At 72.9% G+C, this 14,491-nt stretch carries 11 protein-coding genes and 1 tRNA gene; 2 read left to right on the top strand and 10 right to left on the bottom strand.

Annotation, left to right across the window (positions count from 1 at the left end):
• Positions 1–19 precede the first annotated feature (19 nt).
• From JOE61_RS19580 to JOE61_RS19540, 9 genes are all read right to left on the bottom strand, one after another.
• Positions 20–1,222: a zinc-dependent alcohol dehydrogenase gene (locus tag JOE61_RS19580; protein WP_193670239.1), complete on the bottom strand. Its 1,203-nt coding sequence runs from the start codon at positions 1,220–1,222 to the stop codon at positions 20–22.
• Positions 1,219–3,558, bottom strand: coding sequence for an HAD-IB family hydrolase (locus JOE61_RS19575; protein ID WP_193670238.1), 2,340 nt, complete (start codon positions 3,556–3,558; stop codon positions 1,219–1,221). Before JOE61_RS19575 ends, JOE61_RS19580 begins: the two co-directional genes overlap by 4 nt.
• A 77-nt stretch (positions 3,559–3,635) precedes the next feature.
• Positions 3,636–4,079 carry a hypothetical protein gene (locus JOE61_RS19570; RefSeq protein ID WP_307823112.1) on the bottom strand — a complete coding sequence of 148 codons (444 nt, stop codon included), beginning with the start codon at positions 4,077–4,079 and terminating at the stop codon, positions 3,636–3,638.
• The gene (locus JOE61_RS19565; protein WP_193670237.1) at positions 4,076–5,455 is read right to left on the bottom strand and encodes a DUF4331 domain-containing protein; all 1,380 of its coding nucleotides are present in this window, start codon (positions 5,453–5,455) and stop codon (positions 4,076–4,078) included. Before JOE61_RS19565 ends, JOE61_RS19570 begins: the two co-directional genes overlap by 4 nt.
• A 1-nt stretch (position 5,456) precedes the next feature.
• Positions 5,457–5,711 (bottom strand): hypothetical protein, encoded by a 255-nt coding sequence (locus tag JOE61_RS19560; RefSeq protein WP_193670236.1) that lies wholly within the window; start codon positions 5,709–5,711, stop codon positions 5,457–5,459.
• Between the two features lie 115 nt (positions 5,712–5,826).
• Positions 5,827–5,901, bottom strand: a tRNA-Val gene (locus JOE61_RS19555).
• 217 nt (positions 5,902–6,118) lie between these two features.
• Complete coding sequence (locus JOE61_RS19550; RefSeq protein WP_193670235.1) at positions 6,119–6,604, bottom strand: peroxiredoxin; 486 nt, start codon at positions 6,602–6,604, stop codon at positions 6,119–6,121.
• Complete coding sequence (locus JOE61_RS19545; protein WP_193670234.1) at positions 6,601–8,226, bottom strand: AMP-binding protein; 1,626 nt, start codon at positions 8,224–8,226, stop codon at positions 6,601–6,603. The genes JOE61_RS19550 and JOE61_RS19545 overlap by 4 nt, the downstream gene beginning before the upstream one ends.
• 77 nt (positions 8,227–8,303) lie before the next feature.
• On the bottom strand, positions 8,304–8,744 hold the full coding sequence (locus JOE61_RS19540) for a DUF3052 domain-containing protein (protein WP_193670233.1): 441 nt from the start codon (positions 8,742–8,744) through the stop codon (positions 8,304–8,306).
• A gap of 342 nt (positions 8,745–9,086) precedes the next feature.
• On the opposite strand from JOE61_RS19540, the gene aceE reads away from it, so the two are divergent.
• Complete coding sequence (gene aceE, locus JOE61_RS19535) at positions 9,087–11,825, top strand: pyruvate dehydrogenase (acetyl-transferring), homodimeric type (RefSeq protein ID WP_204797457.1); 2,739 nt, start codon at positions 9,087–9,089, stop codon at positions 11,823–11,825.
• 113 nt (positions 11,826–11,938) lie between these two features.
• On the opposite strand, the gene JOE61_RS19530 is transcribed toward aceE, so the two are convergent.
• Positions 11,939–12,904: an alpha/beta fold hydrolase gene (locus tag JOE61_RS19530; protein WP_193670232.1), complete on the bottom strand. Its 966-nt coding sequence runs from the start codon at positions 12,902–12,904 to the stop codon at positions 11,939–11,941.
• 290 nt (positions 12,905–13,194) lie between these two features.
• Here JOE61_RS19530 and JOE61_RS19525 point away from each other — a divergent pair, with 290 nt between their 5' ends.
• Positions 13,195–14,388: a PucR family transcriptional regulator gene (locus JOE61_RS19525; protein WP_307823111.1), complete on the top strand. Its 1,194-nt coding sequence runs from the start codon at positions 13,195–13,197 to the stop codon at positions 14,386–14,388.
• Positions 14,389–14,491: the final 103 nt, after the last annotated feature.

Here is a 14,491-nt window from a genome sequence, read left to right as displayed (position 1 = left end):
GTGGTCGTCCTGCCTGTGCTCACTGCGTTCTCCTGGGGTCGAAGGCCACCTTCACGGTGCCGAGGCGTCCGGTGGAGTGGGCGTGGTCGAGGGCCTCGCGCCAGCGGTGCAGCGGGTAGGCCGCCACCCCGTCGGCGACGCTCGCGAGCGCGTCGTGCCCGGCCAGCTCGAGAGCGGTCTCGAAGGCGCTGCGCCCGCCCGGCTCGACGCGGGCCGAGGCGTAGCTGCCGACCACCTCGAGCTCGCGGAACCAGGCGGCCGACAGGTCGGCGGGGCGCGGCATCCCCGACAGCACCACCCGGCCGCCGGCCCGGGTCGCCTGCAGCGAGGTCTCGAGCGAGGCCTTGCTGCCGACGGCGTCGAGGGCCACGTCGACCCCGCCGAGCAGGTACGCCGACGACAGCTCGGGGTGCAGCTGGAAGGCGCCGGTGGCGCGGCGTACCCGACGCAGCACCTCGTGCGGGGCCACCACCTCGCTGGCACCGAGAGCCATGACCAGCTCGCGCTGGTGCGCGTGCTTGGCCACGACCAGGATCTCGCCGGCCGGGGTCAGCTCGCGCAGCGCCAGCGTCACGAACAGGCCCACGGCACCCGCGCCGCTGACCAGCACCCGGTCGCCGGCCGCGACCCCGGCGCGCAGGGCGGTGTGCACCGCGCAGGCCAGCGGCTCGGCGAGCAGGGCCTGCGCGTCGGTGAGCGACTCGGGCACCGGGTGCAGCTGGCTGCGGTGCGCGCTCAGCTGCTGTCCCCAGCCGCCGCCGGTGTCGTGGCAGAACCCGGTCTGCAGGCCCGGCGAGACGTCGCCGACGGTGATCCGCGAGCAGCGGTTGGTCGCGCCCGCGGCGCAGCCCTCGCAGGGCTCGACCCCGCGTGCGGCGCAGGCCAGCACGGGGTCGACCACGACGCGGGTGCCGGCGGGCAGGTCCTCGCAGTCCTCGACCAGCTCGGCGACCACCTCGTGGCCCGGCACGAAGGGCAGCGAGACCAGGGCGGAGAAGTAGAGGCTGGTGCTGCCCGAGAGCATCGACAGGTCGGAGCCGCAGATGCCGGAGAGCCGGGTGCGCAGCCGCGCCCAGCCGGGGTGGCGCACGACCGGGGCCTCGAGGGTGGCCAGCCGCAGCGGCGCGGCCACACCGGAGAGCAGCCCGGGCATCCGCGTGCCGACCGCCCGCCCGACCACGGTGCGCGGCAGCGAACGGAACATCTCCAGCGCGAGCATCATCGGCGGGCTCCTGCCGGGTTGAGACCGCGGCTCGCCGAGGGCGGGCTGGCCCAGTCGACGATCGTCCAGTGGTGCCGGCGCGCGTGGCGGTAGAGCGAGACGTCGGGGCGCACCGCCACCGGGTGCCCGGCGGCCGCGAGCAGCGGGAGGTCGGAGTGCGAGTCGGCGTAGGCGTAGGAGCGGCCCAGGTCGACGCCGTTGCGGGCGGCCCAGTCGCGCATGAAGGCGGCCCGCGACTCCCCCACCAGCGGCGAGCCGGCCAGGTGCCCGGTGCAGGTGCCCGCCCCGTCGACGGCCAGCTCGGCGGCCTCCACGTGGTCGAAGAGCGGCGCCAGCGGGCGGGTCAGCGGGCGCACGGCCCCGGTGATCAGCACCGTGCGGTGCCCGGCGCGCCGGTGCTCGCGCACCCGTCGTACGGCGGCCGGGGCCAGGCGCGAGAGCACGTGGTCGCTGAGCATCTCGTCGACCACGGCATCGAGGTCCTCGAGGCGGGCGCCGGCGTACTCGCGGTAGACCGCGCGCAGGAAGGCGCTGCGCTCGCGGCGCTCGGCGCGCACCAGCGAGGGCACCCGGCCGGCGACCCGCGCCAGCTCGGCGAAGCGGCCCGCCCCGTCGAGCTCCTGCAGCCGAATCCACAGGTAGGTCTCGATGACGTTGGAGGACAGCAGCGTGCCGTCCATGTCGAAGAACGCGGCCACCTCGCTCGGGCCGGCGTCCTGCGCCCCCGCCCGGCCGGTCACCTCGGGCAGGCGCGCACCGCCCGCGCTGCGCCCGGCCGAGCCCTGGCGGCGGGCCCGCAGCTCGTCGAGGCGGCGCACCGGCGCCGTCACGGCCGGGCAGTGGATCTCGCGCAGGTAGACCGGCCAGTCGATGGCGGCGGTGTCGAAGGCGAAGGTGCGCTGGTCGTCGGGCGAGAGCCGTTCGCGCAGCGCCGTGGTGGCGTCGTCGGAGAAGCGCAGCTCCGCCTGCGCGTACTCCTGGTAGAGCGTCAGGTAGCGGCGCAGGAACTCCAGGCGCCGCCCCCGCCGGTCGAGCTCACGGGCCACCTGGCGGGTGCGGTCGCTGCGAGGGGCGTGCCCGACGACGTAGTCGGCGACCTTGAAAGCCCGCTCGCTGGTCGTCAGCAGCCGGTCGACCGAGGCCGCGCCGGGGAAGCGCCAGTCGGGCAGCCGGGCCGCGCCGCGGGCGCCGACCTGGAAGGGGTGCTCGTCGAAGTAGGCGCGCACGTGGGAGTAGAGCTCGCCGAAGGTCAGCGGGTTGCGATCGCCCGAGCACACGTGCAGGTACGCCGCCTCGCCGGGCTCGGGCGGGTGCGCCAGGGCCGCGACGATCGCCGAGGCCACGTGGTCGACCGGCACGATGTCGACGATCGTGTCGGCGGCGGCGGGGAACTCCGGCAGCTCGCCGCGCCCGTAGGCCAGGATCAGCGGCTCGGCCATCTTGAACCCCTCGATCCAGCCGGCGTGCGGGCGCTCGAGGGCCGACTCGATGATGCTCGGGCGCAGCACCGTGACCCGGTGACCGGCCCGTGCGTGCGCCTCCACCACCCGCTCGCCGAGCGCCTTGGTGAAGGTGTAGCAGTCGGTCCAGCCCAGGCTGCGCGCCCGCTCGGTGCCGACCTTCACCAGCTCGGCGGAGACCCAGTCGCGGCGCGCCTGCTCGGTCGCCGTCGCCGCCGTCAGCAGGCCGGCGCGCGAGTGCGCCTTCTCGGCCCTGCGCCGCGCGGCCTCGAGCACCTCGGCGCTGCGGCTGCGGTGCTCGGTGTCGCGGCGCTGGGCCAGGCCCCACGCCAGCTCGGCCTCCAGGTCGACGTCGTGCTCGACCGGCGCCTCCGGCACGTGACCGCGGCGTCTCCCGGCGACGTACGCCGTCGAGACGTGCAGGTAGTGCACGTCGCGGCCGGCCTCTCGTCCCGCCTCGACCACCCGCGCGAGCAGGTCGCGGGTGCCCACGACGTTGGTGGTGAAGGCCTCGTCGACCGGTGGGTCGAAGCTGACGTCGCCGGCGCAGTGCACCACCGCGTCGAGGTCGGCGGGCAGCGCCGGCACGTCGGCCAGGTCCCCCTCGACCACGCCCAGCCGCGACTCGAGCAGGGCCTCGACGCCGCCGGCGTGGGCCACCGCCTGCTCGAAGACCGGCTTCTCCAGGAGCTTGGCGATCCGCGCCGCACCGCCGGTCGAGCCCTTGGGCCGGACCAGGAGGCTGACGCGCACGTCGGGCACCTCGTGCAGCAGCAGGTGCAGCAGCGCCTCGCCGACGAACCCGGTGACCCCGGTGAGCAGCAGGTGCCGGCCCGCGAGCCTGCCGGCCACCGACCCGGACGGTGCCTGCGTCATGCGTCCTCCTCGCCGCGGGCTGCACGACCCGCACGCGCAGCACCGTACAGACGTACGGCGCTGCGCGGGAGGGGGGCTCAGGACGGCCAGGTGGCCCAGGTGACCTCTCCGCCCCGCACCACGACGTCGAGGACGACGTCGTCGGTGCCGGGCGCGTAGAGCAGGTAGCCGCCCTCGTGCAGGTCGGGGAAGACCACCGAGGGCGCGATGCCCGCGGGGGTACGGCGCGGCACCACCGCGACGTGCCGCCGGTGCCCGTGGTCGTGCCCGTGGTCGTGCGAGTGCTCGTGCGGGTGCTCGTGGCGGTCGCGACCGTCCACGGGGTCGATCTCGACCTCGTGGCCGACCAGTGCCGCGGGCATGTCGACGACGAGGGCCCCCACGTCGCCCCCGATGTCGAGCAGCACCGAGCCCTCGCCGGCCCACGGGTTCTCGTCGAGGTTCGCCTGCAGATCACTCGGCAGGCTCGTCTCGTCAGGACCCGCGGTGCCGCTCCCCGGGACGGTCGCGACCCCGGTCACGACGCCTGCGTCGTGCCGGGCTCGGTCTGGTATCCGCCACCGGGCAGACCGAGGTAGGGGAACTCGCCCAGCAGCGGCGAGTTGGTGTACTCCGAGCCGTCCTCCACCGCGGCGGCGGCGTCGTCGGGCGTGTAGGACGGGTCCACCAGCGGGATGGTCAGCCCGGCGATGGCCCGCAGCTCGATCGTGGTCACGTTGTCCTCGAGCCGGCGTCCGTTGGGGAAGCCGGCCGGGTCGCCGCCCACCAGGCCCAGCGGGTTCGGGTCGTTGCTCGGCGGGATGGCCACGTTGAGGCGCAGCATGTCGGAGGGCACCGGGCCGGTGTAGTTCTGGAAGCCCGGCACGACCCCCTCGGGGATGCCCGTGAGCAGGATCGCGTGCAGGTCGGCGCGGCGCTTGTCGTAGGCCTCCAGGTTCGGGAAGACCCCCGGGTAGAGCACCGGCAGCAGCCCGCCGAGCTCGGGCTTGTAGACGAACTTCTGGTACTTGCTGTCGCCCGAGGGCTCGCGGCTGTTCCAGAGGTCCTTCTCGGCCATCGGCACCACGACCTCGTTGAAGAGCGGGTTGCCCAGGCGCGAGACCTGGCGCCACTTGCCGAAGTCGCGGTAGGTGCCGGTCTTCTTGTTGAAGACCCTCGAGGTGCGGCGGCTGGCGGTGGCCCACACGCCGATGGTCGAGGTGGCCGACATCGGGTCGGAGGGCGTGGAGCCGTCCCGGGTGAGCTCGTCGATCGGCACCTCGATGGCGATGGTGTGCACGTTGTAGGACTGCACCGAGTTGATGCCGTCCATCGCGCCCATCGGGATCAGGTGCGCCTCGTTGAAGGGGCGCAGCGCGCCCAGGTCGAAGATGGAGCCCAGGTCGACCCAGAACGCGTCGGCCCGCTGCCCCGCGAAGACCTTGCGCCCGCGCGGCAGCTGGTGCACCGCCTGGTCGGCGAGGGCCGCGTAGTCGGGGGTGGAGCGCTTGCCGACGTTGACCGGCGGGCAGGGCAGGTTGCTGCCCAGCGTCGTGGTGTCGTTGCCCTTGACCCTCTTGACCGAGTAGCTCTGCGGCCGGTTCCAGGTCTCGTCGTCGATGTCGTTGATCGGACCGGTGTTGTAGAGGAAGGTCCGGTCGTTGCGCACCGTGGTCTTGAACTTGAACTGGTAGCTGACGTCGGCCTGGGCCGTGCCCTTGTTGGAGACGTGGATCTCGTAGAGCACGTCGTCGCCGAACTCGAAGAAGTTCGGGCCCGAGTCGGGCTTCTGCAGCGGGATGAAGTTGGCGATCAGGACGACGTTGCCGGGGTTGGCGGGGCTGCGGAACGCGTAGACGTCCGTGCTGTCGGCCACGGGGTCCTTGGAGATCTCCGGTGCTTCGCGGTGGGACGACATCTCACTTGCCTCCCATCGCGGCGAGCAGGCGGGTCACGAGGTCGCGGTCGCGCACGACCACCTCGTCCTCGCCGATCATCAGCGTCACCCGGTCGGAGCGGTGGTCCTCGACGTAGGCGACGAGCGGCTCCTGGGCGCTGATCCGGTTCGGGCGGGAGGCCGCCGAGGCCGCTCCCCCACCGATGAGTGCTGCTGCTCCGACCGCGGCGCCGGCACCTGCCACCGCGATCACGTTCCGTCTGCTGGTCTCGCTCATCCGAGTTGCCTCCACGGGTCTGCGACCGCCCCTGGTGAGGCGGGTCACAGGTGCTTCGGCGCGACCACCCTCCCGGATGGGACCTCGCGACAAATACTTTCGCCGGCTGTCGCGGTGGTGGGCGCAGAGGGGATCGAACCCCCGACCACCTCGTTGTAAGCGAGGTGCTCTACCGCTGAGCTATACGCCCCGGAGCCCGCACGGAGCGCACCGCGGGCGGGCCACAGACTAGACGCTCACGCACGCGGGTCGGAAATGAGTCGAACCGCTGGCGTCTCGGGTCACCAGCGGTTCGACACCACCTAGGTTACGTGCCGCTCCCGACGAGCGTGACGACTCTCGAGGATTCCGCGTGGATTTTGCCCAGGATGGTCCAGACCGGGCCCGTGGGCCGGCCCCGGACCGGCTCAGGCCAGGGCCGTGAGCTGGCGCAGGTGCTCATCGAGGTCGCGGCCGTCCGGGTTCGCGTTGTGCACCGCCCAGCGCACCAGGCCCTGCTTGTCCACCACGTACGACGAGCGGCGTGGCGCCCCGACTGCCTCGTCGAAGACGTCGTAGGCCCGCGAGACCTGCCCGTGCGGCCAGAAGTCGGAGAGCAGCGGGAAGTTCAGCCCGTCGGCGTCGGCGAAGGCGCGCAGCGCGAACATCGGGTCGCAGGAGATGGCGAGGACCTCGGTGTCGAAGGTCATGAACTCCGCCAGCCGGTCGCGGACCCCCGCCATCTCGCTGGTGCACACCCCGGAGAAGGCGTAGGGGTAGAAGAGGATCGCCACCGCCTTCACCCCGCGGTACGACGACAGGGTGACGTCCTGGCCGAACTGGTCGCGCAGCGTGAAGTCGGGCGCCGGGCCGCCCAGGGTCAGGCCGCGCTCCTCGGTGTGGTGCTGGCTCACGCGTCCTCGCCCCGCAGCTCTCGCTTGAGCACCTTGCCGGTGGCGTTGCGCGGCAGCTCGTCGAGGAAGACCACCTCGCGGGGCACCTTGTAGCGCGCCAGGTGCTGCTTGACCCAGCCCTGCACGGCCTCCTGGTCGAGCCCGGCGCCGTCGCGGAGCACCACGAAGGCACGCAGCCGCTGGCCGAAGTCGTCGTCGTCGACACCGACCGCCGCCACCTCGGCGACGTGGTCGTGGCGGGCGATGCAGTCCTCGACCTCCTTGGGGAAGACGTTCTCGCCGCCCGAGACGATCATGTCGTCGTCGCGTCCCTCGACGTAGAGCCGTCCGTCGTCGCCGATGCGGCCGACGTCGCCGGTGGCCATCAGCCCGTCGACGACCTCCTTCGAGCCGCCACCGGTGTAGCCCTCGAAGAGCAGCGTGTTGCCGACGAAGATCCGTCCGGCCTGCCCGGTGGCCACCTCCTCGCCGGTCTCGTCGAGCACCTTGAGCACCGTGGCGTACGGCGCCCGGCCGGCCGTCGAGGGCGCCTCGCGCAGGTCGGCGGGCCCGGCGACGGCGGCGTAGGCGACCTCGGTGGAGCCGTAGGTGGAGTAGAGGTTGTCGCCGAAGCGGTCCATCCAGGTCAGCGCCAGGTCGCCGGGCAGCGCCGAGCCCGACGACGCGACCACCTCGACCCGGGACAGGTCGTGGGCGTCGAGGACCTCCGCAGGCAGCGCGAGGATGCGCTGCAGCATCACCGGGATCACCGCCACGCTCTCGCAGCGCTCCTCGGCGATCGTGCGCAGCGCCTCCTCCGGCTCGAAGCGGCGCCGCAGCACGAGCGTGGTGCCCAGGAGCATGGCCAGGGCCATGTGGGCGAAGCCCCACGTGTGGAAGAGCGGCGCGGCCACGTGGCAGCGCCAGCCGTGGCGCAGCGGCATCGCCGAGAGCAGCGCCACGGCGGCGTCGACGCCGGCCTCGCTGCGCGGCGCCCCCTTGGGGGTGCCGGTGGTGCCGGAGGTGAGGATCACCGTGCGTCCGTGGCGGGCCGGCGGCTCGAGGTCACCGTCGTCGTGGACCGCGACGAGCCGTTCGACGGTGTCGGCACCCTCGGGCAGCTCGCGCTCGTCGTCGACCCAGGCCACGACGCGCAGCGGCACCTCGGCCTCGGCCAGCAGGTCGTGGAACTCCTGGTCGTGCACCACCACGGCGGGGCGGTCCCGGCCCAGCACCTCGACCAGCTGGGGGCCGGCGAAGGCGGTGTTGAGGTAGAGGGCGTCGGCGCCGAGCTTGGCCGCGGCGCAGGTCACGTCGAGGAAGAAGCGGTGGTTGCGGCACATCACCGCGACGGCGTCGCCCTCGCCGATGCCGCGCTCGCGCAGGGCCCGGGCCAGCGCGTTCGAGCGGGCGTGCAGCTGGGCCCAGGTGAGCTCGCCGAGCTCGTCGACGACACCGACCTCGCCCGGGGCCCGCACGGCCAGGGAGGCGAAGCCGCCGGCGGGACCGGTGCCCCAGTCCTTGAGCACCTTGGCCAGCCTCGCCAGGACCACCGGGGAGTAGGGGCGCAGCACCCCGGCGCGCGTCAGCACCCGGAGGCTGGTGCCGACCGTTCCGGCGCTGGTGAGCAGCGTGGAGATCATGACGTCCGATCTGCCGTGGCCGCCCCGCAGCCCGCGACGGGAGGGGGCAGGTGTGGCCGGGTCTGGCCGGGCCTGGGTCAGGCCGGGGTCTTGGGGGTGACCAGGCGCGTGGCGGCCCAGTCCTTGCTGACGGTGGCGGTGGTGGTCTGCGCGAGGCCGGCCACGGGAGCGGCCTCGGCGACGTCGGCGGGGTCGACCGACCCGGGGCGCCCGATGCGCGGGGTGAGCAGCCAGATGGCGCCGCCGCCGACCAGGTCGGTCAGCGCGTCGACCAGCGAGTCGACCAGGTCACCGTCGTCGTCGCGGTACCAGAGCACGACGGCGTCGACGACGTTGCCGTAGTCACCGTCGACCATGTCGGCGTCGATGGCGTCCTCGATGGCCACCCGCAGGGTGTCGTCGGTGTCGTTGTCCCACCCGAGCTCCTGGACCACCATTCCCTTGCCGAGGCCGAGGCGCTCGGCCGGGCCTGAAGGGGTGCCTGTCTGGGTGGACCCGCCACCCGCGGTCGAGCTCACTGAGACCTCCACGTCGTCACACCCGCGGCACTGCGCCGCAGGGTAGTGCGGACAGTCCAGCGGAGTTGGGCGGACGACGCAACCTCCCGCGCGGGTGGCGAGACGCCCGCGCGGGCGTTGGCGTACCCGCCTCGAGGTCGTTCGGGACCCCTCTCAGGACGCCTGCGACCGGATACAGGACATACCGGCCGGTAGATTTCGGTTCGTCGACCTGCGTGCCACGATGGACGAGTGACCGACGACTCATCTCCTGCAGCAGGCACCGCCGCCGACGCCACCGAGCCCACCGGCTCCCAGGGCGTCGAGAGCACGCCCACCCCGCGTGGCAGCGCGAAGACCTCGGTGATCCACGAGGGCCTGCCCACCCAGCTGCCAGACATCGACCCCGACGAGACGCGCGACTGGATCGAGTCCTTCGACTCGATGCTCGCCGAGCGGGGCCGCGACCGCGCCCGCTACGTGATGCTGCGCCTGCTCGAGCGCGCCCGCGAGACCCAGGTCGGGGTCCCGGCGCTGCGCAGCACCGACTACATCAACACCATCCCGCCCGAGCGCGAGCCGTGGTTCCCCGGTGACGAGGACGTCGAGCGCCGCATCCGCGCCTTCATCCGGTGGAACGCCGCGGTGATGGTCTCCAGCGCCAACCGCAAGGGGCTCGAGGTGGGCGGTCACATCGCCACCTACCAGTCCTCCGCCAGCCTCTACGAGGTCGGCTTCAACCACTTCTTCCAGGGCAAGGACGCCCCCGGCGGCGGCGACCAGATCTACATCCAGGGCCACGGCTCCCCCGGCGTCTACGCCCGCGCCTTCCTCGAGGGCCGTCTCGAGGAGCAGCAGCTCTACCGCTTCCGCCAGGAGGTCCAGCACGGCACCGGCGCCGGGCTGCCCTCCTACCCGCACCCGCGCCTGATGCCGGACTTCTGGGAGTTCCCCACGGTCTCGATGGGCCTGACCGGCATCAACTCCATCTACCAGGCGCGCTTCAACCGCTACCTGCACAACCGCGGCATCAAGGACACCGACCAGCAGCACGTGTGGGCCTTCCTCGGCGACGGCGAGATGGCCGAGCCCGAGTCGCTGGGCGCCATCGGCGTCGCGGCCCGCGAGGAGCTCGACAACCTGACCTGGGTCATCAACTGCAACCTGCAGCAGCTCGACGGCCCGGTGCGCGGCAACGGCAAGATCATCCAGGAGCTCGAGTCGACCTTCCGCGGCGCCGGCTGGAACGTCATCAAGGTGGTCTGGGGCCGCGAGTGGGACGACCTGCTGGCGCGCGACGTCGACGGCGTCCTGGTCAACCAGATGAACACCACCCCCGACGGCGCCTTCCAGACCTACTCCGTCGAGGACGGCGCCTACATCCGCGACAGCTTCTTCGGCGGCGACCCGCGCCTGCGCAAGATGGTCGAGCACATGAACGACCGGCAGATCCAGAAGCTGCCGCGCGGCGGCCACGACTACCGCAAGGTCTACGCCGCCTTCGACGCCGCCAAGAAGCACGTCGGGCAGCCGACGGTGATCCTGGCCAAGACCGTCAAGGGCTGGACGATCGACGCCCTCGAGGGCAAGAACGCCACCCACCAGATGAAGAAGCTGACGCAGGACGACGTCAAGAAGTTCCGCGACCGCCTCTACCTGCCGATCTCCGACCGCGACCTCGAGCGCTCGTACGACGAGACCGGCGCCGCGCCGTTCTTCCACCCCGGCGCCGACGCACCCGAGATCGAGTACATGATGGAGCGCCGCAAGGCCCTCGGTGGGGCCGTCCCCCGCCGGGTCAACCGGGCCAAGGCGCTGAAGCTGCCCGGCGACAAGGTGTACTCCGAGCTCAAGCAGGGCTCGGGCAAGAACTCGATCGCCACCACGATGGCCGTCGTGCGCCTGCTGCGCGACTGGATGAAGGACCCCGAGATCGGCCAGCGCCTGGTGCCGATCGCCCCCGACGAGTACCGCACCTTCGGCATGGACGCGATGTTCCCCTCGGCCAAGGTCTACAACCCGCAGGGCCAGCTCTACGAGTCCGTCGACCGCAAGCTGCTGCTCTCCTACAAGGAGTCCCAGCAGGGCCAGATGCTCCACGAGGGCATCTCCGAGGCCGGCGCGATGGCCTCGGCCACCGCCGCGGGATCGGCGTACACCACGCACGGCGAGCACATGATCCCGTTCTACATCTTCTACTCGATGTTCGGCTTCCAGCGCACCGGCGACTCGATCTGGGCGATGGCCGACCAGCTGGCCCGCGGCTTCCTCATCGGCGCGACCGCCGGTCGCACCACGCTGACCGGCGAGGGCCTGCAGCACGCCGACGGCCACTCCCCGCTGCTGGCCGCCACCAACCCGGCGGTCGTGCACTACGACCCGGCCTTCGCCTACGAGATCGGGCACATCATGCGCTCGGGCCTCGAGCGGATGTACGGCACCAGCGAGGAGCACCCCGACGGCGAGAACGTGATCTTCTACATCACGGTCTACAACGAGCCGGTGCACCAGCCCAAGGAGCCCGACGACGTCGACGTCGAGGGCATCCTCAAGGGCGTGCACAAGGTCTCCACGGCCGACGGCGAGGGCCCCCGGGTCCAGCTGCTGACCTCGGGCGTGGGCTTCCCGTGGGTCGAGAAGGCGCGCCAGCTGCTCGCCGAGGAGTGGGGCGTGCAGGCCGACACCTGGTCGGTGACGTCGTGGAACGAGCTGGCCCGCGACGCCGTCGCGTCGGAGGAGCACAACCTGCTCCACCCCACGGACGAGCCCCGCACCCCCTTCGTCACCACCGCCCTGTCCGGCCACGACGGCCCGTTCGTCGCGGTCAGCGACTACATGACCGCGGTGCCGATGCAGATCGCGCGCTGGGTCCCGGGCGACTACTGCGTGCTGGGTGCCGACGGGTTCGGCTTCGCCGACACCCGCCCCGCGGCCCGGCGCTTCTTCCACATCGACGCCGAGTCGGTCGTGGTCCGCTCGCTGCAGGCGCTCGCCGACGCCGGCGAGATCGACCCGAGCCTGGTGGAGAAGGCGTTCTCGAAGTACCGCATCGACGACCCGACCGCCGTGAGCGGGGTCAAGCAGGAGGGCGGCGACGCCTGAGCCGGAGCCCGTGGCACACGGGTGAGGGGCGACGACGACGGCCCCGGAGCAGCTGCTCCGGGGCCGTCGTCGCGCTCGCCCGGGGCGCGACCGGTCGGCGTACGCCGCTGGGGTCAGGCGCCCGCGTCGGCGGCCGTCAGCGGCACGACCTGGGCCACGGCGCCCGGCGGGCTGGCGGGACCGTTCTTGAGCAGGCGGCGCCAGCGGGCGCGCGAGTAGGTCGCCGGGCTGGTCGTGCGCACGAAGTCGTGCACGACCTCGACGAACCGCTCGGGGTGGTCCTTGTGCGGGAAGTGCCCGCTGCGCGAGATCACCTCGATGCGTGCCTTGGGCGCCAGCGCCGCGGCGTTGCGGGCGTGCCGCACGGGGATGACGTGGTCGTCGCGGCCCCACACCACGCACATCGGCATCGCCTCGGTCAGGTAGGCCCGGTCGGCCATCGTGACGATCTGGCCCTTCCAGTCCACGACCGCGCGCACCACGTGGCGGATCGCCGCACGGGCGCGGGGGTCCTTGAAGGAGTCGTAGATGTCGGCGACCTCGGCGAGGTCCCGGGTGGCCCCGGTGGGCAGCGCGGCCAGGCCGCGCAGGCCCGCCGCCCCCACGTGGCGCACGCCCGGCAGCGTCAGCAGGCCCATCGCGTGGTGGAAGCCGGGCGTGGTGATCGCGCGGATGGCCGGCGTCACCTCCGGGCCCAGCCCGCCCGAGGCGACCAGGATCATCCGCTCGGTGCGCTCGGGGAACTGGTAGGCGAACTGCATCGCGACCCCGCCGCCGAAGCTGTGGCCCACCACCGTGACCTTGTCGATGCCCAGCACGGTCAGCAGGTCGCGCACGCCGTTGGCGTAGCCGCCCACGCTGTAGTCGGCACGCGGCTTGTCGGAGAGCCCGTGCCCGAGCAGGTCGGGCGCGACGACCGTGTAGTGCTCGGCGAGCCGGTCGATCACCGGCGACCAGGTCGTGTGGTCGCAGCCCAGGCCGTGCAGGAGCAGCAGCGCCGGCCCCTCGCCCACCTTCACGAAGGCGCGCTGGTGTCCGTGGACGGTGAGGTGCTGGACGTGGTGACGGCTGGGGGGCACCGGTGTCCTCCTGTCGGGGCGACCGCGGCCGACTCCCCGCGTGGGGGTCGTGAGCACCACGGCGTCGGGACACCCTGTCGCACAAATCCCTTGCACGTAAGGGTTATCACCCCTTCGCGGCCAAAACTTGACCCTCCGCGCACGGTCGGCGCCGCCCGGAGCTGACGCGTGTGCATGAGTCCCCGGTCAGCCGGGGACTCATGCACTTGTCAGGGGTTGCAACACCTGACAAGCGACGGAGTCCCCGGCCGGCCGGGGATTCCTGCAGCCGGTCGCACTAGCCTGCAGGGGTGGTCGACCATCCCCCGGCGTCGCGCAGCCGCGCCGCCCAGACGCTGCTGCGCTCCACGGGGGCGCTGAGCACGGCCGCGACGGGGCGGATGGAGACCGCGCTGCCGTGGTTCCGCGACCTGGAGGCCGAGCACCGCTCCTGGGTGGGGCTGATCGTGCAGGCGGGCGTGCGCCACTTCGTCAGCTGGTACGCCGAGGACGGCGACAGCGCCCCGTCGGGCGAGGGGGCGCTGGCCTCCTCGGTCTTCGGCGCCGCACCACGCGCCCTGGCCGGGGTGATCAGCCTGCAGCAGACGGTCGACCTGGTGCGGCTGTCCATCGACGTGATCGAGGCCAACGTCGACTCCCTGCTGCAGCCGGAGGACGCGCTCGAGGTGCACGCGGCGGTGCTGCGCTACGCGCGCGAGGTCGCCTTCGCCACCGCCGAGGTCTACGCGCGCGCCGCCGAGTCCCGCGGTGCCTGGGACGCCCGGCTGGAGGCCCTGGTGGTCGACGCCGTGCTGCGCGCCGAGGCCGACGAGACCATCGCCTCGCGGGCCAGCGCCCTCGGGTGGCGGGGCCAGGGCCAGGTCGCGGTGGTGCTCGGCAACGCGCCGGCTCGCCGGGCCGAGACCGACCTCTTCGAGGAGGCCCGGCGCGCCGCCCAGGCCGCGGGCATGGACGCGCTCGGGGCGGTGCAGGGCGATCGCCTGGTCCTGCTGCTGGGCGGCGTCACCGAGCCGCGCGCCGCCGCCGCCCGCGTCGTGGACGTCTTCGGCGATGGCCCGGTCGTCGTGGGACCGGTCGCCGACAACCTCGACACCGCCCACCTCTCGGCGCGAGCGGCGGTCTCGGCGCACCGGGTCGCGGTCGGCTGGCCGGGCGCCCCCCGCCCCGTCCGCGCCGACGAGCTGCTGCCCGAGCGGGCACTCGGGGGCGACGGGCACGCGCGGCGCCACCTCGTCGACGAGGTGTACGTGCCGCTGCTGCGCTCGCGCGGCACACTGACCGCCACGCTGACCGCCTACTTCGAGTCCGGCACCTCGATCGAGGCGACCGCGCGCACCCTCTTCGTGCACGCCAACACCGTGCGCTACCGGTTGCGCCAGGTCGCCGACCTCGTCGGGCTCGACCCGACCGAGGCACGAGAGGCCTTCACCCTCCAGATCGCGCTCGTCCTGGGCCGGCAGTCCGGTCGATCCGCCGACGACTGAGCCCGACACCCCCGCCCGTACGCCGGCGGAGTGAGCGCCCCCCGCGGGTTCTTGTAGGAAACTCACAACAAAACCGCCCTCATTATCGTCAGTGGCGCTCGTG

This window comes from Nocardioides salarius (assembly GCF_016907435.1).
In the GTDB taxonomy this organism is placed as follows: Bacteria; Actinomycetota; Actinomycetes; order Propionibacteriales; family Nocardioidaceae; genus Nocardioides; species Nocardioides salarius.
Note: the sequence above shows the minus strand (reverse complement) of the source record. Positions and strands in the feature narration are given on the sequence as shown.